Here is a 22009-nt window from a genome sequence, read left to right on the forward strand (position 1 = left end):
TCTTCTTTCAACTAACATACTGTTATCCTAGCTTTTTTCTTCGTTTTTACTCTCTAATTAATCCTTTTTTCACTAAGAATTGATGAGCAACTTCTTCAGCCGTTTTTCCTTTCGCATTTACTTGATAGTTCATTTCACGCATTTCCTCATCACTGATTTTACCGCCCAGTTGATTTAAGATTTTTTTCAGTTCAGGGTGCTCTTTTAGCGTATCTTCACGAAGCACAGGCGCTCCTTGATACGGCGGGAAGAGCTGCTGATCGTCTTTTAAGACTTTCAAACCAAACTGTTTAATTTCAGGGTCCGTTGCGTAAGCATCAAGCATGTTAATATCGCCTTTTTCTACAGCGCGATAGCGAAGCTTCGGCTCCATGGTTTTAATATTCGGGAAGGTAAGGCCATATTCTTTTTGGATGCCTACATAGCCGTCTTCACGATCTTTAAACTCAAGCGTAAATCCTGCTTTTACTTTATCTGTTGCATTTGCCAAATCTGAAATAGTTGTTAGATTATTTTCTTTGGCAAATTCTTTTGTCACGGTCAATGTGTACGTATTATTAAACTTCATTGGATCTAAATAGACAAGACCGAATTTCTTTTGAAACTCTTCTTTTGCCTGCTTGTACACCTCTGTTTCATCTTTGCTGTCCGGCTGTTCCTTTAGATGCGTCACAATGGCTGTACCTGTATATTCAGGGTACAAATCAATTTCCTTGTTACGCAGAGCCTCAAATACAAATACCGTTTTCCCAAGCGACGAACGAAGATTTACTTTCATATCGGTTTGATCTTCAATTAATTCTTTGTACATATTAATTAAAATGTCTTGTTCTGCACCAATTTTCCCTCCGATAACAAGGTCTGGTTTTGTTGCGCTCATCGCTGCAAACGGAGAAACAAGAATGAGTATTAATACGATGATCATAATAAACGAGCGTTTTTTGGACCCTTCTTTAGCTGAGTGTTCAATCGTTCGCAGAATTCCATCAAAAATAAGCGCTAATAATGCTGCTGGAATGGCTCCTAATAAAATCAAACTATTATCGCTTCGGTCAATACCGAGCAAAATTAAGCTTCCGAGTCCGCCCGCTCCGATAAGAGCCACGATTGTCGCTGTGCCAATAATGAGTACCATCGCTGTGCGAATTCCGGCCATAATGACAGGAAGTGCTAGAGGAAGTTCTACTTTAATTAATCGTCTCCATGAGTTCATCCCCATGGCTTTGGATGCTTCAATTAAAGATGGGTCCACTTCTTTAATTCCGGTATATGTATTTCGTACAATAGGAAGAAGCGAATATAAAAACAGTGCAATAACCGCGGGAAAGGTTCCAATTCCGACAAGAGGAATCAGTAACCCTAATAAAGCGAGTGAAGGAATGGTTTGCAGTACGGCTGTTACGCCAATGATTGGTTCAGCAATGCGGTCATGCCTCGTTAAGTACAGTCCGAGTGGCACTGAAATTAATACGGCGATAACAAGAGCTAGTACTGAAATTTGAATGTGTTCAAGAAGAGCTTGAAACAGTGCATCTCCTCGTTGATCTAATAATGTGCTTAGTGCATTCATTACAGCGTTCCTCCTTCTTTCGTTTTATCAGAAAGAAACGCTAATAGAGTTTTGCGCGTTACGACGCCAATTCGTTTGCTCCCTTTTTTTACGGCTATTGCTTCATGGTCGTAAAGGGCGTCCATGGCCTGCTGAACAGTGGCGGTTGAAGCTAGCTCTTCAGTAGGTTCTACGTCCGGCTGTTCACTTTCTTTGACAAACATATCCAATGTCTCAAATAAAGCATTCCCTTGATTTCCAATAAATGTTTTTACAAATTCATTTTTAGGCTTTTGAATGAATTCCTCCGGGGTTCCAACTTGAACAATTTCCCCGTCTTTCATCAGGCAGATACGATCTCCAAGCGTCATCGCTTCGCTCATATCGTGCGTAACAAACACAAATGTTTTTTTGATTTTTTCTTTTAAGCTAATAACATCTTGCTGAAGCTGTTCGCGGCTTAACGGATCGAGGGCACTAAAGGGTTCGTCCATTAAAATAACGGGGGGATCAGCTGCGAGGGCACGTGCTACACCTACACGTTGCTGCTGGCCACCTGAGAGCTCAGACGGCTTTCGGTTTCGATACTGCTTTGGGTCTAGTCCTACCAAAGTAAGCAGTTCATCAATGCGCGTTTTGATTTTATTTTTCTTCCAATGCTTCATCTCGGGTACAATGGCTATATTTTCAGCAATGGTCATATGAGGAAAAAGAGCAATCTGCTGCAGGACATAACCAATGTTCCAGCGTAGCTTATGTATGTTGTGGTCCGATACGAGCTTATCTTTTATGTATAGTTCTCCTTCGGTAATATCATGAAGACGGTTAATCATTTTTAAGGTGGTTGTTTTCCCACACCCACTCGGACCAATTAAAACGAAAAACTCTCCTTCTTTAATTTCTAGATTAATATTTTTCACGGCGGTCGTACCGTCTGGATATTGCTTTGACACATTCTTAAACGTAATCAAATTATCGTTCACCCTCCCTGTTGAAATTTAATCCCTAGTTTCGTGTACCCAATATTCAGAGGCAATAAACATTCTTTTAAGAATATTTCTAAATATGATTCATAAGACCTAGGGGAAAAGATACACATATTTTCTCATAACCTCCTAATAAGGCTATCAAACTGTTAAAGTTTTCACAAGGCGGGAAAGAATAATTTTAAAGCCGACACAAATAAAAAAACCTTCTTTCAACAAGAAAGAAGGTTTTTTAGTATGCTAGCGACAGGGATCGAACCTGCGACCTCTTGCTTACCATGCAAGTGCTCTACCTACTGAGCTACACCAGCGTCTTGGAAAATTATATCACGTTTAAATTCATTTAGGAAGCGCTTTTTTAAATTTTTTTATTGGTATATTCTCTAATTTGCTTCTTCTGAAATTCGCACTTTCTACAAAGTTCCATATTTTATGTTAGAACTCCTTACATAAATTGTGTGAATTTTCTTTTTTTATATTACCCTTAGTAAAAGAGCTTACAAAAGAAGGGAAGAAAATAGATGGAACAACAACCAACCATGACCAAATCAAAAACGGCAACTCCCTACCCAAGAGACTGCACGTTCAGCCTGGAAGATTGGACGACGCTCGCTAAGTATTGGTACCCCGTCGCACGCTGCAGTGATGTAACAGAGAAACCAACGTCCGTAAAACTGCTAGATGTAAATCTAGTTCTATACCGTACCACACACAAAGTAGTAGCGGCTCGTGATTTATGCGTTCACCGAGGCACCCCCCTTAGTATGGGCTGGGTGGAAGATGATGAAATTGTCTGTCCTTACCACGGCTTCCGCTATGCAACGGACGGCGCATGCACGTCGATTCCAGCTCACCCTGATGCCAACATTTCTCCCCGCCTGTGTATGGCTGTCTATCCAGTTATTGAACGATTTGGATTAGTGTGGACTTCCCTGACAGGTGAACAAGATAACCTGCCTTACTTCGATGCGTGGGAGGCCCCTGATTTTCAGCAAATTGTTTGTCCCAGCTTTGATATCATGGGTTCGGCTGGTCGTCAAATGGAAGGCTTTTTAGACGTAGCTCATTTTGCTTGGGTGCACACGGACACATTTGGTGATCGAAACAACGCCTTTGTGCCTAAATATAAAGTAAGCGATACAGATTATGGGCTTCATGTAGAATATACGAGCACCGTGAGCAATTATTCCAAAGAACAGCAGCATTTAAATCCACCTGATTTTAAATGGCTTCGCGTCTTTGATGTTTATCCGCCGTTTACAGCTACGCTAAAAGTATACTTCCCAGAAGGCGCAGAGCTGTGGATTATGAATGCAGTCTCTCCTATTTCAGCCCGCGAAACACGTTTATTCGCACCAATCGCTCGAAACTTTGACAAAGATTCTCCCGTTGAAGGTGTGTATGACTTTAACCTTCGCGTCTTTGACGAAGACCGTGAAATGGTTGAAAACCAAAAGCCTGAAGACTTGCCTTTAGACCTGCAGATGGAAGCGCATATTATGGCTGATCAAACGTCCATCGGCTACCGGAAATTATTAAAGAAAATGGGCTTAAGCTTTAGATATACAAGCTAAAGAAATCCCCGCTGTCTCAGCGGGGATTTCTTTTTTATTTAGCAAACTGCTCGCGTCCTGCTTTTTCCTTTATCACTTCATCTTCACTTGCCGGCGTGGCGCGTTTCATAAACACTGAAAGAATTAAGGCAACCACCACTAGTACTACTGAGACGGCAAACGCATCGTTAATTCCTTGTACCATTGCCTGCATCCCAATTTGTTCTTTCATTTGAGCTGCCCCGGCTGCCGTTGCATTCGCTGCTCCTGCTCCGCTCATTGCATCTTGAGCAAGCTCTTTTGCGTGCGTAGCTGTACGATTTGACATCACCGTTACTAAAAGAGCCGAACCAATAGCTCCCGATACTTGTTGAAGCGTGTTATTCATCGCAGTACCATGCGGATTAAAGCGCTGCGGCAGCTGATTTAATCCGTTTGTCATAACTGGCATCATCACCATAGACATTCCGAACATGCGAAGCGTGTAAAGCGTAATGAGCGTTGTATATGTCGTATCAAGCTCTAAGTTACTGAAGAAATACGTCGTGACGGCTGTAATCGTTAGACCCGTTACAGCCAGTGCACGCGCTCCGAATTTATCAAATAATTTTCCGGTAATCGGAGACATCACACCCATTAGCAGCGCACCCGGAAGCATTAGTAATCCTGAGTGAAGCGGAGAAATGCCTCGCACGGTCTGAACATATATTGGCATTAACAGCATGGCTGAGAATAACGCCATTGTGATTACCATTGAAATCGTTGACGATAAAGCAAACATTGGATATTTAAAAATACGGAATTCAAGCATAGGTGTTTTTAGCTTGAACTGACGCGTAATAAATAAAATCAGCGCCACAGCTCCTACGATAATGGTGCCGTATACTTCCACAGAATCCCAGCCTTTATCTCCTGCTGAGCTAAATCCGTATAGAAGTCCTCCAAATCCAATTGTAGATAACAAAAGAGATAAAAAATCCAAATTGATTTCCACTTTTTCTTTTTTGTCTTTTAATAGGAAGAAAGCACCTATTAATACAATTGCCGCGATTGGCGTAACAAGGTGGAACAGCATTCTCCACTCATAGTGTTCAATCAGCCACCCTGATAAGGTAGGGCCAATTGCCGGAGCAAAAATCATAACTAAACCGAAGATCCCCATCGCAGCTCCGCGTTTTTCTAATGGGAAACTTGTGAGCAATACGTTCATTAAAAGCGGCATCATAATGGCTGCGCCTGATGCTTGAATAATACGAGCGGTTAACAAGACCGAAAATACGGGCGAAGCACCGGCAAGTATTGTTCCTGCTGTAAATAAAGTCATAGCCGTTAAAAATAAGCCTCTGACAGAATAACGCTGAATTAAAAAAGCGGTAGTTGGAATCATAATACCATTCACTAACATATAACCAGTAGAAAGCCACTGGACAGTTGACGTTGTCACATCTAAGTCTTTCATAATAGACGGCAGCGCCACGTTTAATAACGTTTCATTCAACAATGAGATAAAAGCGCCAATTAACAAAATAGCAATTATGCCATAAGGCGGCTTTTCCATTTGATTTATCGATTGACTCATTATTGTACCTCCTTATACTTTAAGTTCATTTTTTTAGACACACGTTCTACATAGAGTATATTATACTGTGAGTTCAATTTATGCAAGCGAAAAATCTTGCGTTCATGTCCTTTATTTTATCGACTTTTTTAGTCCTTTAATCCTTTTATATCAATACATTGTCGTGATATCGCCTTTTTTTTGAAAAGAACATTTGTGTAAACGCTTTAAATCATGTATCATAAAGTTGGACCATGAGTCTAATTTTATATTTAGGTGATAATAATGAACAACCGAAAACAGCAAGTTGTAAAAAATGCACACCATCTCTTCGTTGAAAAAGGATTTCAAGCTACATCTATTCAAGACATCATTGATTATAGCGGCATTTCAAAAGGAACATTCTACAACTATTTTTCTTCAAAAAATGAATTATTAATCGCTGTTTTTACCTGGCTTCATACAACAATTGAACAAGAGCGAAATCAGCTGCTGGTTGGTAAAAGCCTGACCGATGTAGATGTGTTTGTTAAACAGATTGATGCACAGATGAAAAACCATCATAAACATAAATTTTTTACATTACTTGAAGAAGTATTTGTTTCCAATGATCCCGATTTAAAAGCATACATAAAAAACACCCAGTTTATTGAAGTAAACTGGGTTTACAAACGGTTCATTGATTTATTTGGACAAGAAAAGAAACCGTACCTGCTAGATTGTGCAATTATGTTTCTTGGCATGCTTCATCGCAACTTTCACTATAATTTTATGGTTAACGGCACAAATACTGACCCCCATGAGATCATAAGCTACAGTGTCAAGCGCCTGCTTCCTCTTGTAGAGGAAGTAGCAAATTCAGGAGACATTTTGCTCGATCCGCAAACGATTAAAGAATGGCTTCCATCTTGCCCGAATACTAAACATCAAATAGAACAGGACATTTCTGCAGCACTTATCGATTTAAAAAAACAGTTGCACAAACAATTTACGGATGAATTCGAACGTCAAAAATGCACAGAGCTTATTAGTTTTATTGAAGAAGAGCTGTTTAAACAGCCAAATCCCCGCAAGTTTGTTGTGGATAGTGCTCTTCATTCGTTAAAGCAGCTGTCTGTTAACAACAGTAAAACGACCCTAGAGGAACTGCAAACGATGATTGATCAGTATGTGAGTGAACGTCATTAAAAAGAGATTAAGACGTAACTAAATCCATCCAATTTAAAGACGAATAAATTGAATAAAGGAGTTAGTATAAGTTACTTGTTACACCGCTGTTGATTTCCGTACAAGACTTGGCTTTCTGCGGTCGGCCGGTGAGCCTCCTCGTCGCGTACGCTTCTGCGGGGCCTTACCTGTTCCGCTTTTCCCGCAGGAGTCTTCGCCTTGCCCTTTCATCAACCGCTAAAAGCGACTAAACATATGAAATTCACGTTCATCATAATAACAAAAAACGAACGATTAATATTTTTTAATTAATCGTTCGTTTATAATTCTAACTAAAATATTTTTATCCCAGCCTCTTTTTTATTTTCCTCCAGTAAACGAGATTCCTTTAATAAAATATTTATTAAAAAACGCATAAATGAGTAAAATGGGAAGTGTAAAAACCATGGAAGCTGCCATAATATAGTTCCAATAACTGATATACTGACCTTTAAATGTGTTAAGCCCTAAAGTTAATGTAAACATATTTTCATCAGACATCACAATTAAAGGCTTCATAAAATCATTCCAAAATCCCATAAATACAAAAATCGTTTGTGCTGCTAAGGCAGGTTTTGCAAGTGGAAGGACTATTTTGAAGAATGTTCCAAACTTCGATAACCCATCCAACTCCGCTGCTTCTTCAAGCTCTTTTGGGAAATTAATAAAAAATTGACGCATCATAAATATAAAAGTCGCATTTACCATTCCGGGTACAATCATTCCCTGATAGGTATTTAACCAGCCTAACTCTTTCAAAATCAAAAAATTAGGGATCATGGTTACTTGTCCAGGAATCATAAGCACAGCTAAAATAATAATAAACAAACTTTTCTTTCCCGGGAAACTGAGGCGTGCAAGGGCATAACCAGCCATTGAGTTAAATAGCAAATTCAGTGCTGTTCCTACTACAGCAATAAATAAGCTATTAAACATCCAGCGCGGGAACAGCTTTTGTTCCACAAAAATTTGTTTATAGTTGTCTAGCGTAAAGTGTTTTGGAATAAAGTTCACCGTACCTGACACAATTTCTTCAAGCGTTTTAAAAGAAGCTGACAGCGCCCAAATAAATGGAATTAGCGTAATCAGTGCGTATATGCTTAAAATAGCATATAAAATGAGGACCCCCGTTTTTTTCTTCATCTTTTTCTTCCCCCCCTTAGTACATACTTTCTTCTTTTGAAAACTTTCGCTGAATAACCGTTGCCACCAAAATCACGAGCGCCAACATAAAGGCTAGTGCTGCAGCATATCCCATGGTTCCTAAATTTTTAAATGCATATTGATAAATAAGAAGAACAACAGTTAGAGTCGAGTTATTAGGTCCCCCTGAACCTCCTGAAAAAATAAACGATTGATCAAACAGCTGAAACGTGCCAATTAGTCCCATGATCACCACGAAAGATGTAACCGGACGCAGATTCGGAACTGTAATATGCCAAAATCGTTGAAACACATTAGCACCGTCTAACTGAGCTGCTTCATACAGCGAATCGGGTACGTCCTGCAAAGCTGCCAAATAAATAACCATAAAAAATGGAGCTGTTGCCCAAATGTTCATAATCATAATGGCAATCAAAGCGACCTGCGGATCTCCAAGCCAATTGTAAGTTGGGAGACCGATAAACTTTAAAAACTCATTCACAATCCCATTTTGATTGTACATCCACATAAAAATAAGCGTTAATACGGCCGATGATGTAAGCGTTGGTAAAAAATAAATAATACGAAAAACTTTTTCTGCTTTTAGCCCTGCATTTAATGTGGCAGCCAGTATAAGTGCCAATGCGGTTTGTACCGGCACAACAATTACTACATACTTCACCGTATTCCAAAGAGCAATTTTAGCCTTGTCATCTTCCAGAACCTTCATGTAGTTCTCAAGCCCTCGAAAATGGAACTCAGTCCCACCCAGTAATTGAACTTTATGTAAAGATAAAAAGATGGCGTAAAAAATAGGTGCAATAACAAATAACAAAAGCACAAACAGTGTAGGTGACATAAAAGCATATCCTTGCCCAACATCACGAGGTTTGTACGTTCGTATTTTTCTGTTTTTCATTTCCTCCACTCCCCCGCCTAGTCTTATTCATAAATACTAATCTCTTGGTTTGCCTGCTTTTGTGCTTTTTTCAAAGCTGTTTCTAAATCACTTTGTCCCAAAAAGGCGCTTAAAAACTGGTTATTAAAGTTATTCATGATAATAGGTAAATACGGACCGTCTTGCCAGACAGTAGCATAAGCAGCTCCTTTTACTAATGGACCTCGTTTTTTGTCTTCAGCAAAACCAAGTTTATCCGCTACGGATTTTCTTGTTGGCAATGCGTACCCCTTACTTGTCCAAGTTTCCATTCCTTCTTTACCAGTTAAGTACTGAATGAGCTCCCAAGACGCTTTTTTCTTCTTCGAGTCAGCATTCATTACATACGCCACCGTAAATGCCATCGTATTTTTATGACCGTTTATTGTCGGAACTTCTGCTGTACCGTAATCAAGTTTTGGGAAGGACTCTTGTAGAAACGGAATCATCCAATTCCCTTCAATTACCATAGCCACTTTTTGTTGTGCAAACATGTCCGTACCTGAGTTTGCGCCTACATCAGAGGGTTGTACAGACGTTTTATCTTTTAAATGCTGATCAATGAGCGGCTGAAGAGCGTCAACGACTTCTTTCGTAGCAAAATTTGCCTTATTGTTCTTTACCACGTCTCCTCCGTTTGCCTGCGCCATATAAAAGACACGTGCTAATTCCGGCGTGACCCCAAACGCTTGAATCCCTTTCTTTTTAAATACTTTTGAAACTTCTTCAAACTCATCCCATGTTTTTGGTACTTCTACTCCTGCTTCTTTAAATAGCTTTTTGTTGTAAAATAAGCCTAATGTGGAGTAATCTTTTGGAAAACCATATGTCTCTCCATTTTTTTGAAACGCTTTCAATAATGGTTTCTCAAAATCTTGAACATCAAAATCAGACTTTACATAAGAATTCAAAGGTTCTAAAACTCCTGTATTAATAAGACCAGGCGCTTCAAGTGCATCCAGATAAAAAACATCTGGACCGTTTCCACCGATTAAACGTGTTTTTAAAATATCCATGTATTGATCAGTGATTACTTCATGCTTCACATGAATGGAAGGATGAAGATTTTCAAAGTCTTGAATAGTTTGATTAAGCAGCTTTGTTTCTGTTGGGTTGCCTCCCCAGCCGGCCAACACAATTTCGACCCGATCATTTTCCCCAGAAACTTCTTGTACGTTTGAACATCCAGTTAAAACTGCTCCGGTCACTGCCAGCAGCAGACATAAAGCAAGTATCCACTTCTTCATCGGTTGTCTCCTTTCATTTCATTGACCTGCGGCTTATTAAGTGACGCCTAATAAGCCGCAGTCGAATTAACCTACATGAGCTCTTACTTTACATTGAGATAGAAGCTCGTATTTTGTCGTATTTTCCTTCACGTAAATAATAGTTTCGCTTCCTTCTTTTTTAACCGTTAATGATAGTTTTCCACTGCCAATCACAAGGTTTTCTACAGAGAGTTCATTCATATCGTCTATGAGCACAGGATTTATCTGTATCGTACCTGCTGTACTATCAGGAAACAGTCTCAGCATCGCCTGCACGAAAGCTAAAGGCGTGCCGGCTGCCCAAGCCTGAGGTGAACAAGCAACGGGATATTTAACAGGCTTATCAAGTTTACTTGAATAGCCGCAGAATAATTCTGGAAGGCGGTCGTATTCAAAATGCCCAGCTGCATCAACCAGCCCTTTTATAATTTTATTGGCTTCTGTTTGCTTGTTCGCTTTACTCAAACCAAGAACAATTAAACTATTATCATGCGGCCAAATGCTCCCGTCATGATAACTCATTGGATTATAGCCTGCTTCCCCTTCTGCCATTGTGCGGATACCGTATCCCGAAAACATAGATTCTGATACTAGCCTTTCTGCTACTTTGTTCAGCTTCTCCTCATCCATCATCTCGGCTAAAAGTACATGACCTGGATTTGACGTAACTGTTCCTACTTGATGTTTATGTTCATCGAGTGCAATTGCGTAGAATGATACGTCATCCATCCAAAAGGCTTCATTAAACTTTTTACGCAGCTGCTTTGCTTCTTCACGTAAATTATTTGCTTCATTTGTTTTGTTTAACTGATCATATAAAGAAGCAATACCCATTTTTGCTTGATATACATAGCCTTGTACTTCCACTAAAGCAATGGGAGTTTTTGCATATTCACCGCTGCGATGGACAACAGAATCTCCTGAGTCTTTCCAACCTTGGTTAGCAATTCCTTTACTTGACTCTTGATGATATTCAAGAAATAAATCGCCGTCTCGATCCCCATATTCGTTGATCCATGTCAAAGCTCCATCAATAGTCATTTGCATTTCTTGTACAAACTCCAAGTCTCCCGTCCACTTTACATATTCCGTTAATAAAATTAAAAACAATGGCGTCGCGTCAATTGTTCCATAATACGGCGTAAAAGGGATTTGGTTTGTGTTAGCAAGTTCCCCGTAACGTATTTCATGCATAATTTTACCCGGCTGTTCATCACGCCATGGATCATTTGCCGTTCCTTGATACGCTGCCATCGTACGCAGCGTTCCTTTTGCTACTTCGGGATTAAAAGCCAGCATTTGAAGCGCTGCAATTAGACTATCCCTTCCAAATGGCACGCCAAACCAAGGCAACCCTGCTACTGGAAAGACACCGAATCCTACGTCCGTTAGCAGTACGCGCAGGTCGTTAAGTCCTCTTGTAATAAGACGCTGCATTGTCGGATGATCGGTTGTTACTTTTGTAGAAGATTTTCCCCATTTTTTATATGACTGGCGTAGTAAACTAAATGCTTCACCGGCTGATAAAATATCCTCATTGGTGTCTTCGCCCATTTGCGGCTGAACCATTAATGTAATTTCTTCTTCTTCTTGATGATTGAGTTCAACAGAAAATGTAATCTCTCCTTGCTCATCCACATATGAAGCTTTTTTATCCCAAAGAATCCGTGTAGCCCGCTTGATATCATCTGCTCCTTTGTATGTATATGTTAGGCTGCTTTCTCCTTTTATTTGCCCCGTTCGTTTTCCGACATTTCCAGTTTGAAAACCTCTTACGATGAACATATCGTTAAAATCGACATCTGCTTGCATACTTAATGTAAAAGCAATTTTTTTAGGAAAATAGCTTTTTAACTTTATTTTTTCATAGAAAACCCCTCCATATATAAAGCGTTTTCTTTCTATTTCTAAAGACTCTCGCCATAGTACAAGCTCTCCTTCTTTTTCCATATGCGGATTAGTAAGAAGAATTGTGGCTAATAGATTCTCCTCTGCACTTGAGGTCAATAATACAGGATCTGCATCATTAATTTTCAAATGAAACTTGCTCAAAAAACGCGTATCTTTCATATATAATCCTAAACCATACTGATGGTTTTCGTTGATATTTCCTGCTGAATCAGTCAGTAAAAATAAGTCATTTTCTTTAATAACACGGTAATCCATTTTCATCCCCCTAAGTTTTACCGAAACGTTTCGGTTTTTACATTATATAAAAACCACTAGTTGTGGTTTTTAGCTGTTGATTCTCGAATGATCAGCTTTGTATCAAGATAACGCTTCATATTTGTTTCTTTTCCTTCTAACATCTCAATTAGTAAATCTGCAGCTTGATAGCCAATTTGATATACTTCCTGTCCTACAGTCGTCAAATTTGGAGACGAGTAAGAGGCAAGGACAATATTATCGTATCCGACAATCGAAATATCTTTCGGTACTTGAAGGCCAAGTTCTTTGCATGCTTTTAGTGCTCCAAGTGCCATTAAATCACTTGCACAAAAAATAGCAGTGACCTCTTTATGCCGATTTATAAGCTCCCGGGCAGCTTTCTCTGCTTTCTTTTCTTCAAAATTCCCGCTTACAACCCACTCAGAATGAAACGACAAACCGCATTCTTTGAGCGCTTCTCTGTATCCGTTGAGACGTTCTTGGCTGACAAATGCGTCTTCATGTCCGTTAATCATCCCGATATGCTGATGACCAAGACTCGCTAAGTGTTCAACTGCTTTTTTAGCTCCCAAGGCATTATCAGTCGTGACATAGCCCACTGAATTAGAATGAACGGGAATATCAACTAAAACACAAGGGATATCGCTTTCTACTACTTCTTTTAAATAAGGATCTTCTTTCTTAATACCTTGAATAATTGCCCCGTCTACCCTTCGCTCTCGACAAAGCTGGGTATATGTTTTTTCTCGTTGCATCATCGTGTTTGTATTGAATAAAATCAAATCATACCCTAAAGTAGATGCTCGCTCATTTACACCGCACAGCACTTCAAATGTAAAATTATCTTTTACGCTTTCTCTACTGATGCCTGAAACCAATAGTCCAATAGTCTTTGACTTTTGCATAACCAGTCCTCGAGCTAACGTATTAGGGCTGTAGTTCAGCTCTTTTGCTACGGCTGCAATCTTTTGCCGTGTTTTTTCATTTACATCTGAATAACCATTTAAAGCCCGAGACACCGTTGTTACAGATACGCCAGCAACTCGCGCTATATCTTTAATCGTTGTCACCTAAAATTCCTCCAAAACGTTTCGGATAACTTTAAATAGATTATAACGCTTTCATTTATTGAATTCAATACTTTTTTTAATAATCAGTTTACTCTTATCTATCTCTAAAACTTTTGCGTATAAAAAAAGCAGCCCTAAGGCTGCTCTTTATTCACAAAGTGGAAATTCAAGTGAAAAACACGTTTCTTTTCCTTTTACGCTAGACACACTCACTTTGCCCTTCATATAATGAATAATGCTAAAAGATACCATCGTTCCAAGCCCGGTACCTTTTTCTTTTGTTGTAAAATACGGTTCGCCTAGCCGGTTGATTTGTTCTTGTGTCATGCCGCAGCCCGTATCAATAATATCCACGATAACAGCTCCGCCTTCTTTTCCTACTTTAATAGTTAACGTGCCTCCGTTTTGCATCGCTTCAATACTATTTTTAAATAAATTGATTAAACACTGCTGAAGCTTTCTTCTTTCTCCCATAACGAAGCACTTCACTTCTTCATCAAATGTAAAATCAATCGCGACTCCATTCATATTTGCAAGAGGAGTCATAATATGGGTGACGTGATGAATCTCTTCTGAAATATTCATTTTTTCATTTCGTTCTGGTGCAGAATTGGCAAACAGCAAGTAATCATCAATGATTTCTTTTGCGCGGTCTAGTTCGTTAATCGCAATTGAAATGTAGCGTTTTTTAGCAGGTTCTTTTTCATCTTCTTGCAGCATTTGCATAAATCCTCTGCTTGCCGTTAGAGGATTTCGCACCTCATGAGAGATGCTGGCAGCTAAATGACTGACAATTTCTAGTTTCTCTGCTTTCATCAGGCGTTGCAGCACTAGTAAATTTGCCCGTATCGCTTCCCACAGTATGGTAATTACAAACATGCCTGCTACATCTAAAATCGCGAATTGAACCCACACGCTAATAGGAATGCTCGTTACGTGCAAGACAAAAATAGATACAAGCATAGCTAATAAAGAACCGATTATACTAAGACAGGTGCTTACGATAATTCTATTTTTTAATGAGAAATTTAAGAAGTATTTTGTTATGAAAAATAAAGGAATGGATAAAATCGGAAGAGCGATTAATGTTGATAAAAACCCTACATCGTACCCGCCAATTAGCAAGCGCAGCAGTAAAATAAAGACAAAAAGCAAGCTTCCAAGCGGCCAGCCCCCATATAACGTTCCTAAAATATAAGGAATTCTTCGTAGATCCATTCGATAGTCATCCGGGACATAAGCTCCGTTAACGGGAAACAAAAGGCAAAAGGTAATGGCTAAAATCGGAAATACCGCGATATAACGATCTTTCCACCAATGAATTTTTTTAGCATACTTGATTAAATAAAACATCTGCACTAAAAACAGCGCCAATAAAATAAATAAAAAATTAATTAACAAATCTTTCGTGACAAAACTCATGCATTCACCGGTCTTTCAAATGAGATAAAAATAAACTCTTTTATTGCATTTACATTTGTAACACAAATTAGAGCGTAATCATAGATAAATAAACGTATTCTATTTACTTTTTTATAACTTCCTATGACTTTATCGTCCGTTCCCTAAAATAGTGAAGGCTAAGAAAACCTTTTCAACTCCACTAAAAATATTCAGAATTTTATTTACATATGAGCTACAATGCTCTATAATCAGATCAATGTACTTGGTTTTGAGAGTAGGAGGACGAAATATGGAACTATCAATTACCCTAATGGGATTATTCGTTGGAACCCTTGTAGGCTTAACGGGGGTTGGAGGTGCCGCTTTATTAACACCTTTACTGATTGTACTCGGCATCAACCCTTCCATTGCTGTAGGAACAGATCTTGTCTACAATTCTATCACAAAATTATTCGGAGTCGCTCAGCACTACAAACAGCGAACCATTAACTTTAAATTAGCAAAATATTTAGCCTTTGGAAGTATTCCGAGCGCTGTGCTGGCTATTGTCACACTTCATGCATTTCCATCTTTTCACGAGCATCAAGAAACGATTATTAAGCACGCTCTTGGATATGTCATGACGCTGGTTGCCATTTCAATTATCTTTCGCGTCTTTTTTGATAAATTAATTCGCCCAAATCGGTTTCAGGAAATGGACTTAAATCAGAAAAAAGGATTAACAATCGGAATTGGCGTAGTCTTTGGATTCATTGTCGGACTAACATCGATTGGTTCGGGCTCATTATTTGCGATTGCGATGCTGTACTTATTTAAGCTAAAAACATCTGAGCTGGTTGGAACGGATATTGCACATGCGTTTCTTCTCGTTACGGTGGCTGGTATTTTAAATGCAAGCTTTGGAAGCGTGGATTACATGTTGACTGCTAACCTATTAACTGGATCTATTCCAGGTGTGTTAATCGGAAGCCGTTTATCAACGAAAGTGCCTTCAAGACCGCTTCAAGCCATTATGGCAACCATCATTCTAATTAGCGGAATTAAATTAATTTAACAAATAAAAGCACATGCCTTTGCATGTGCTTTTTATTAGTTTTTTTAAAGATTTGTATTAAAAATAATAATGTTTTAAACCACTCACTTCCCTTCTTATACACTTCAACTAATATTTTTATTGAATTTTAGTCAAAGAGACCAATGACACCTCAAACAACCTTACGTTAAAATGTAAAAAAACATAACATCTGTTGTGATATCCAAAAAATTGTACGACGAAGGGAGAACACATGACACAAACAGCGGCAAAAAGTAAGCAAAAACCTTTTTATAAAGGTCTTTTCTTTCAAATTATGATGGCAATTGTACTTGGCATAGCCGTAGGATATCTATGGCCAAGCTTTGGAAATGCTGTGAAACCGATTGGAGACGGTTTTATTAAGCTTATCAAAATGCTGATTGCTCCTCTTATTTTTGGAGTAGTCGTTGTTGGAATTGCCAAAGTTGGAAACATTAAAACAGTTGGGCGTATCGGCGGAAAAACCATTCTTTACTTCGAAATTGTCACAACATTCGCTCTATTGATCGGTCTATTAGTAGCAAACGTAATGAACCCGGGCACCGGTATGAATGTTGATCCTTCAAGCTTAAACACAAGCGAAGTGGACGCCAAGACAAACGGCTCCGAACTTCCGAGTGAAGGTGATTTTTTTCTTAATATGATTCCAGATAGTGCAGTTGGTGCTTTTTCAAGTAACTCCATGCTTCAAGTGCTTTTAATTTCTTGTTTGTTTGGCATCGCGCTTGTCCATATAGGCGGAAAAACAGCAGAGACCCTTTTAAATGTATTGGAGAAAGTAAATGATGTATTGTTTAAAATTATGGGATACATTATGAAATTAACGGCTCTTGCCACGTTTAGTGCCATGGCATTTGCAGTTAGTCAGTACGGTCTTGGAACACTTGCTGCATTCGGAAAGCTATTTATCGCTATGACAATTGCTTGTCTAGCATTTGTTCTTGTTTTAGCTGTTATTTTACGAATCTATTTAAAATTAAGTTTGTGGAAAGTCATTCTATATATACGAGAAGAAATTATGCTGGCATTTGCTACGGGTTCCACTGAAGCCGTTATGCCGCAGCTCATGGATAAATTCGAACAAGCAGGATGCAACAAAGCAGTCGTTGGCCTTGTTGTACCTACAGGCTATTCATTTAATCTAGACGGTGCTTCCATCTACTTGTCTCTTGCCCTCGTCTTTTTAGCACAAGCAACAGGCGTGGATTTGAGCCTCACTGATCAGCTTTTAATGCTTGGTGTTCTTCTTCTTACGTCTAAAGGAATGGCTGGTATTCCAGGATCAGCTTTTGTTGCTCTCTCTGCTACCGCAGCAGCAACCGGCTCCATTCCGGTAGCAGCCGTTGCTCTGATGCTCGCTCCTGATCGCTTTATGGGGAATTACCGGACTACAGTTAATATTATTGGTTATGCGGTAGCTGCTTTTATTATCGCGCGATGGGAAAATTTACTAGATCTACAAAAAGCAAATGATGTGCTGGACGGAAAAATTGCGTATCAGCCCAAAAATGCTGCAATTTCTCTCCCAGAGAGTATTCCAGCCGCCAATGAAAAAGCATTTTAATAAAAAAATTTCCTGTCCGAGACAAGTCTATTTTGCTTGTTTTTCGGGCAGGAATTTAATTGTTACATGAAAGGCCTTTTGCTGAAACTTATTTTCTTCAAGTATTTTATATACCATTTGTTTAATCGTTTCTTGCGTTTTGGCATCTGATGAAACGGAAGGCTCCATATACACATCCAGTTCTACTCTGTCTTTTGAGTAAAGGGAAGAATTCACGCCCCTTGATTCATAGCCCGCTTCAGTTAAACCGCTGCTGATTTTATGCCAAATATCCAGTTTGTCCATTTGTTTAATAACAGGCTTTGCTTCTTCGTACACTTGTGCTTGCTGAGTCTTGGAAACTTCTTCTTTTTTAGTAAAAACTGCATACCCTGAACCTACTACTAAAAACGTCATAATAGCAAATGCTCGCATCCTTTTCATTCTCTCACCTCATTTAGAGATATAGATTATAAATATGCGAATAATTGCTGCAGTATGACGGCTTGTATCTCTACTTCTTTTCTACGATACTCAGCAGTCGTTTAGAACCAGCTTCTGCTTCTTCTATCATACTGTCAAAAAGCTCTTGCACCGTTGGAATACTATCAATCAGTCCAACGACTTGACCTGCCCATCCATAGCCTTCATCGATTTTATTTTCATAAATATACCGGCAGTTTGCCACTCCGCTAATGACGTCTTTTAACTCTTCGTACCTCTCTCCTTGCTGCTCACGCTCAATAATGTCAAGGGTATAGTGAGACTTCAATACGCGTCCAGGTGCCCCGAACGAACGTTTAATAACTACAGTATCGGTTTCTTTTGCTTCTACAATAGCTTGTTTATACGCATCATGGGCATCTACACATTCTTTTGTCGCGATAAAACGTGTTCCCATTTCTATCCCTTCAGCGCCTAATGATAACGCCGCCAATAATCCTTGTCCGTTTCCAATCCCTCCGCTTGCCAAAACCGGAATTGACACAGCCGCAGCTACTCGAGGAATTAATACCATTGTGCCCAGATCCTCACGTCCGATATGTCCTCCTGCTTCTTGCCCCACTGCCATGACAGCATCTGCTCCTAGCTTCTCAGCTTTTTGAGCTTGACGCACGTTGGCTACAAGCACGAGCGTTTTAATTCCCGTTCCTTTTAATCTCTCAAAAATAGGTGCGGGATTTGCTCCTGTTATGGAAACAACCGGCACGCCTTCTTCTACAGCTACGTCGAGAAGGTCTTTATAAGAACCTTCTGTTTGACCTCCAACAGCAAAATTAACGCTAAAAGGACGCTCAGTTAAAGAACGTACTTTCTTAATTTCAGCTCGAAGTTTCTCAGGTGTTCGGAGCGTCATAGCTGTGATTTGTCCAAGCCCGCCTGCATTTGAGACAGCAGCAGCAAGTTCTGCGTACGCTAAATAAGCCAGACCTCCTTGTACAATTGGATATTGAATTCCTAATAAATCTGTTACCCGTGTTTTCATCTATATATCCCCTCTCCTTTTATTTTCTTATTTATGAATACTTATTCATAATCATAACAAGAAAATAACGGATTTCCTACGAAAAAATTCCAACATTTCTGTTTGCTTCAACTTTTGATAGGGTACACATTTTGTAATGATTATTAACTAAAGATCAAGGAGGAAAACATGTATGACAAAAAAGCACCCTGTAAATGAAAAAAGCAAGCAAGAACAGCTCGAGCAGTTTAAAACAGATGATCGAAACCAAGCGCTCACAACCAATCAAGGGTTAAAGCTTTCCGAAGATGAATTTTCTTTAAAAGCAGGTGAACGTGGTCCAACCCTTATGGAAGACTTTCATTTCCGTGAAAAAATGACGCATTTTGACCACGAGCGCATTCCTGAACGCATCGTTCATGCACGAGGCTTCGCTGCTCACGGAGAATTTGAACTGTATGACTCTCTAAGTGAATATACAAAAGCTAAATTTTTACAGAATCCGTCTGTAAAAACACCTGTATTTGTCCGTTTTTCTACTGTAGCAGGTTCTAAAGGTTCAGCTGAAACGGTGCGCGACGCCCGTGGTTTTGCAACAAAATTTTATACAGAAGAAGGAAACTATGACTTAGTTGGAAATAACATTCCCGTGTTCTTTATCCAAGATGCGATTAAATTTCCGGATTTAATTCACGCTGTTAAGCCTGAGCCACACAACGAAATGCCGCAGGCAGCTTCAGCACACGATACGTTTTGGGATTTTGTCGCCAATAACCAAGAGTCTGCTCACATGGTCATGTGGTCAATGTCAGACCGTGCAATTCCACGCAGTTTGCGTATGATGGAAGGCTTCGGCGTACATACTTTCCGCTTAGTTAATGCAGAAGGAAAAGCTCATTTTGTCAAATTTCACTGGAAGCCTGTGCTCGGAACGCATTCCCTTGTTTGGGACGAGGCTCAAACAATTTCTGGGAAAGACCCAGATTTTCATCGCCGCGATTTATGGGAATCGATTGAAAACGGAGACTATCCTGAATATGAGCTAGGTATTCAAATCATAGATGAGGAAGATGAATTTAAATTCGACTTTGACATTCTCGATCCAACTAAGCTTTGGCCTGAAGAAGACATTCCCGTCAAATTGGTTGGAAAAATGACCTTAAATCGAAATGTAGACAACGTATTTGCCGAAACGGAACAAGTCGCATTCCATCCGGGACATGTGGTACCGGGAATTGATTTTTCCAATGATCCTCTCTTACAAGGAAGATTGTTTTCATACACGGATACCCAGCTTATTCGTCTTGGCGGTCCGAATTTTCACGAACTTCCAATCAACCGTCCAGTATGCCCGTTTCATAACAATCAACGAGACGGTTACGGACGTCAAACGATTAACAAAGGGCCTGTCAGCTATCACAGAAACTCTCTTGCAGCCAATACCCCGGCTCCTGTACCAGAGTCAGGGGGCGGTTATGCTCACTATCAAGAAAAAGTGGAAGGAAGAAAAGTTCGAAGCCGAAGCGAAAGTTTTAAAGACCACTTTTCACAGGCAACGCTATTTTGGAATAGCATGAGCGACACTGAAAAAGAGCATATTATCAGTGCTTTCAGCTTTGAGCTTGGAAAAGTGAAAAGCAAGTCTGTTCAGCAGCAGGTCGTTGATATGTTTGCCAACGTCAGTACAGTGCTAGCTAAACAAGTAGCACAAGCGATTGGTGCAACGCCTCCACCAGGAGAAGACGCGCCAGTGACCAAGTCATCTCCCGCTCTTAGTCAGGAACAGACGATTAAAAAGCCGAATACGCGTAAAGTAGCTGTCATTGTAGCTAATGACTTTAGCGGTGACCTACCACAAGTGTTAAATAGTTTAAAACAACAGGGCATTCAGCCTGAAATTGTAAGCACAACCCTCCAAAACGTGAAAGGAACAGACGGATCAGAACTTGAAGTACAGCACACGTTCTTAACAAGTGATTCTGTTTTATTCGATGCGGTTTATGTTGTCGGAAGCGCGTCGGCTGATGAGAAGTTTCGTAAAGAAGCACTGACATTTGCTCAAGAAGCATTCGAGCATTTTAAACCAATTGGCGCGACGGATGAAGGTGTTAAGTGGCTAAAAGCTGCTGGTTTAGATAGTAGTCCCGGTGTCGTAACTGGAGAAACTACACGCTTTACAGATGAATTTATTGAAGCTATTTCAGCTCACCGCCACTGGAATCGTCACGTTATATAAATTACAAAAAAGATAGGGACCTACCCTATCTTTTTTATATGAAATCACAGTAATTGAAGAAAAGCTTCTCTTTTGCTTATACTAGATAATGCACCTTAGATTTTCAGGAGGCAGAAAGAAGACATGCTCACAAACAAATCATCTTACTTTTTACAATTAACGAAACGATTCAAAAAAGCTGCAACGGCAAATTCAGTTATCCTTGGAATTTTGTTAGCTATTGTGGGAGGTTTTCTTGATGCTTATACGTATATAAGCAGAAACGGAGTATTCGCAAATGCACAAAGTGGAAATATCGTCTTATTAGGTGTAAAGGCAGCGCAAGGTCAATGGACAGAAGCTTTTCTTCATATTCCACCTATTGTAGCCTTTATCCTAGGCGTTGCTGTAACCGAAACATTTAAGCAGCCGCGATTTGTATCTGTACTCCCTGATACTTCTCGTATCGTATTGCTTTTAGAAATTGTCGTACTCATTATCGTTGGTTTTTTACCGTCTAGTGTTCCTAATATGTTGGTTACAGTAACAATTTCATTTGTTGCTGCTCTTCAAGTTTCTTCATTTAGAACTTTGATAAAATGGTCATATAATACAACCATGACAACCGGAAACCTTCGTACTGCTTCTCAAGCAGCATACTATGCTATATTCAAACGCGATGAAAATGCTGCTTATCAGTGCCTTCGTTTTACCGCCATTATCCTCTCTTTTTTGAGCGGGGCATTGTTAGGTTCTATTTCTACTTTCACCCTGGGGACAAAAGCAGTTTGGTTAGCTTCTGCTATTCTTTTTCTCGCTTTTGTCATTTTAAATTCAGAATCTCAAAAAAACCTTTGAAATCAATGAT

Annotated in this window: 17 protein-coding genes and 1 tRNA gene; 6 read left to right on the forward strand and 12 right to left on the reverse strand. The window is 39.6% G+C overall.

Features of this window, described 5'->3' with window-relative positions; all coding sequences use genetic code 11:
- Positions 1-46 precede the first annotated feature (46 nt).
- The 3 genes from BG04_RS04440 to BG04_RS04450 form a co-directional block, all read right to left on the reverse strand.
- Complete coding sequence (locus BG04_RS04440; RefSeq protein WP_016765218.1) at positions 47-1570, reverse strand: ABC transporter permease/substrate-binding protein; 1524 nt, start codon at positions 1568-1570, stop codon at positions 47-49.
- Positions 1570-2520: an ABC transporter ATP-binding protein gene (locus BG04_RS04445; protein WP_013084593.1), complete on the reverse strand. Its 951-nt coding sequence runs from the start codon at positions 2518-2520 to the stop codon at positions 1570-1572. Before BG04_RS04445 ends, BG04_RS04440 begins: the two co-directional genes overlap by 1 nt.
- Positions 2521-2773: 253 nt before the next feature.
- Positions 2774-2846, reverse strand: a tRNA-Thr gene (locus BG04_RS04450).
- Positions 2847-3056: 210 nt separating this feature from the next.
- Here BG04_RS04450 and BG04_RS04455 point away from each other — a divergent pair.
- Positions 3057-4109, forward strand: a complete 1053-nt coding sequence (locus BG04_RS04455; RefSeq protein ID WP_034649526.1) for an aromatic ring-hydroxylating oxygenase subunit alpha — start codon at positions 3057-3059, stop codon at positions 4107-4109.
- Positions 4110-4143: 34 nt separating this feature from the next.
- Here BG04_RS04455 and BG04_RS04460 read toward each other — a convergent pair whose 3' ends face one another.
- Complete coding sequence (locus BG04_RS04460) at positions 4144-5667, reverse strand: DHA2 family efflux MFS transporter permease subunit (RefSeq protein ID WP_034649525.1); 1524 nt, start codon at positions 5665-5667, stop codon at positions 4144-4146.
- 264 nt (positions 5668-5931) lie between these two features.
- On the opposite strand from BG04_RS04460, the gene BG04_RS04465 reads away from it, so the two are divergent.
- Positions 5932-6834: a TetR/AcrR family transcriptional regulator gene (locus BG04_RS04465; RefSeq protein WP_034649522.1), complete on the forward strand. Its 903-nt coding sequence runs from the start codon at positions 5932-5934 to the stop codon at positions 6832-6834.
- Positions 6835-7173: 339 nt separating this feature from the next.
- Here BG04_RS04465 and BG04_RS04470 read toward each other — a convergent pair whose 3' ends face one another.
- From BG04_RS04470 to BG04_RS04495, 6 genes are all read right to left on the reverse strand, one after another.
- Entirely contained in the window at positions 7174-7995 is an 822-nt protein-coding gene (locus BG04_RS04470; protein ID WP_013058617.1) for a carbohydrate ABC transporter permease, read from the reverse strand.
- A 16-nt stretch (positions 7996-8011) separates the two neighbouring features.
- Entirely contained in the window at positions 8012-8914 is a 903-nt protein-coding gene (locus BG04_RS04475; RefSeq protein WP_034649519.1) for a carbohydrate ABC transporter permease, read from the reverse strand.
- 23 nt (positions 8915-8937) lie between these two features.
- Positions 8938-10179 carry an ABC transporter substrate-binding protein gene (locus BG04_RS04480; RefSeq protein WP_034649517.1) on the reverse strand — a complete coding sequence of 414 codons (1242 nt, stop codon included), beginning with the start codon at positions 10177-10179 and terminating at the stop codon, positions 8938-8940.
- A 66-nt stretch (positions 10180-10245) separates the two neighbouring features.
- The gene (locus BG04_RS04485) at positions 10246-12366 is read right to left on the reverse strand and encodes an amylo-alpha-1,6-glucosidase (RefSeq protein ID WP_034649515.1); all 2121 of its coding nucleotides are present in this window, start codon (positions 12364-12366) and stop codon (positions 10246-10248) included.
- A 56-nt stretch (positions 12367-12422) separates the two neighbouring features.
- The gene (locus BG04_RS04490) at positions 12423-13439 is read right to left on the reverse strand and encodes a LacI family DNA-binding transcriptional regulator (protein WP_034649513.1); all 1017 of its coding nucleotides are present in this window, start codon (positions 13437-13439) and stop codon (positions 12423-12425) included.
- A 147-nt stretch (positions 13440-13586) separates the two neighbouring features.
- Complete coding sequence (locus BG04_RS04495; RefSeq protein WP_034649510.1) at positions 13587-14861, reverse strand: ATP-binding protein; 1275 nt, start codon at positions 14859-14861, stop codon at positions 13587-13589.
- 271 nt (positions 14862-15132) lie between these two features.
- Here BG04_RS04495 and BG04_RS04500 point away from each other — a divergent pair, with 271 nt between their 5' ends.
- Together BG04_RS04500 and BG04_RS04505 are read left to right on the forward strand one after the other, a co-directional pair.
- On the forward strand, positions 15133-15897 hold the full coding sequence (locus BG04_RS04500) for a sulfite exporter TauE/SafE family protein (RefSeq protein WP_025750122.1): 765 nt from the start codon (positions 15133-15135) through the stop codon (positions 15895-15897).
- Between the two features lie 232 nt (positions 15898-16129).
- Positions 16130-17482: a C4-dicarboxylate transporter DctA gene (locus tag BG04_RS04505; RefSeq protein WP_016765231.1), complete on the forward strand. Its 1353-nt coding sequence runs from the start codon at positions 16130-16132 to the stop codon at positions 17480-17482.
- 27 nt (positions 17483-17509) lie between these two features.
- Here the strand turns inward: BG04_RS04505 and BG04_RS04510 are convergent, their stop codons facing one another.
- Together BG04_RS04510 and BG04_RS04515 are read right to left on the reverse strand one after the other, a co-directional pair.
- Positions 17510-17905 carry a hypothetical protein gene (locus tag BG04_RS04510; RefSeq protein ID WP_016765232.1) on the reverse strand — a complete coding sequence of 132 codons (396 nt, stop codon included), beginning with the start codon at positions 17903-17905 and terminating at the stop codon, positions 17510-17512.
- A gap of 70 nt (positions 17906-17975) precedes the next feature.
- Positions 17976-18947 carry an NAD(P)H-dependent flavin oxidoreductase gene (locus tag BG04_RS04515; protein ID WP_034649508.1) on the reverse strand — a complete coding sequence of 324 codons (972 nt, stop codon included), beginning with the start codon at positions 18945-18947 and terminating at the stop codon, positions 17976-17978.
- A gap of 172 nt (positions 18948-19119) precedes the next feature.
- Between BG04_RS04515 and BG04_RS04520 the strand changes: the two genes are divergently transcribed.
- The gene (locus tag BG04_RS04520) at positions 19120-21162 is read left to right on the forward strand and encodes a catalase (protein ID WP_034649505.1); all 2043 of its coding nucleotides are present in this window, start codon (positions 19120-19122) and stop codon (positions 21160-21162) included.
- 123 nt (positions 21163-21285) lie between these two features.
- Complete coding sequence (locus BG04_RS04525; protein ID WP_034649502.1) at positions 21286-21999, forward strand: YoaK family protein; 714 nt, start codon at positions 21286-21288, stop codon at positions 21997-21999.
- The last annotated feature ends 10 nt before the right edge of the window (positions 22000-22009 follow it).

The organism is Priestia megaterium NBRC 15308 = ATCC 14581, assembly GCF_000832985.1.
In the GTDB taxonomy this organism is placed as follows: domain Bacteria; phylum Bacillota; class Bacilli; order Bacillales; family Bacillaceae_H; genus Priestia; species Priestia megaterium.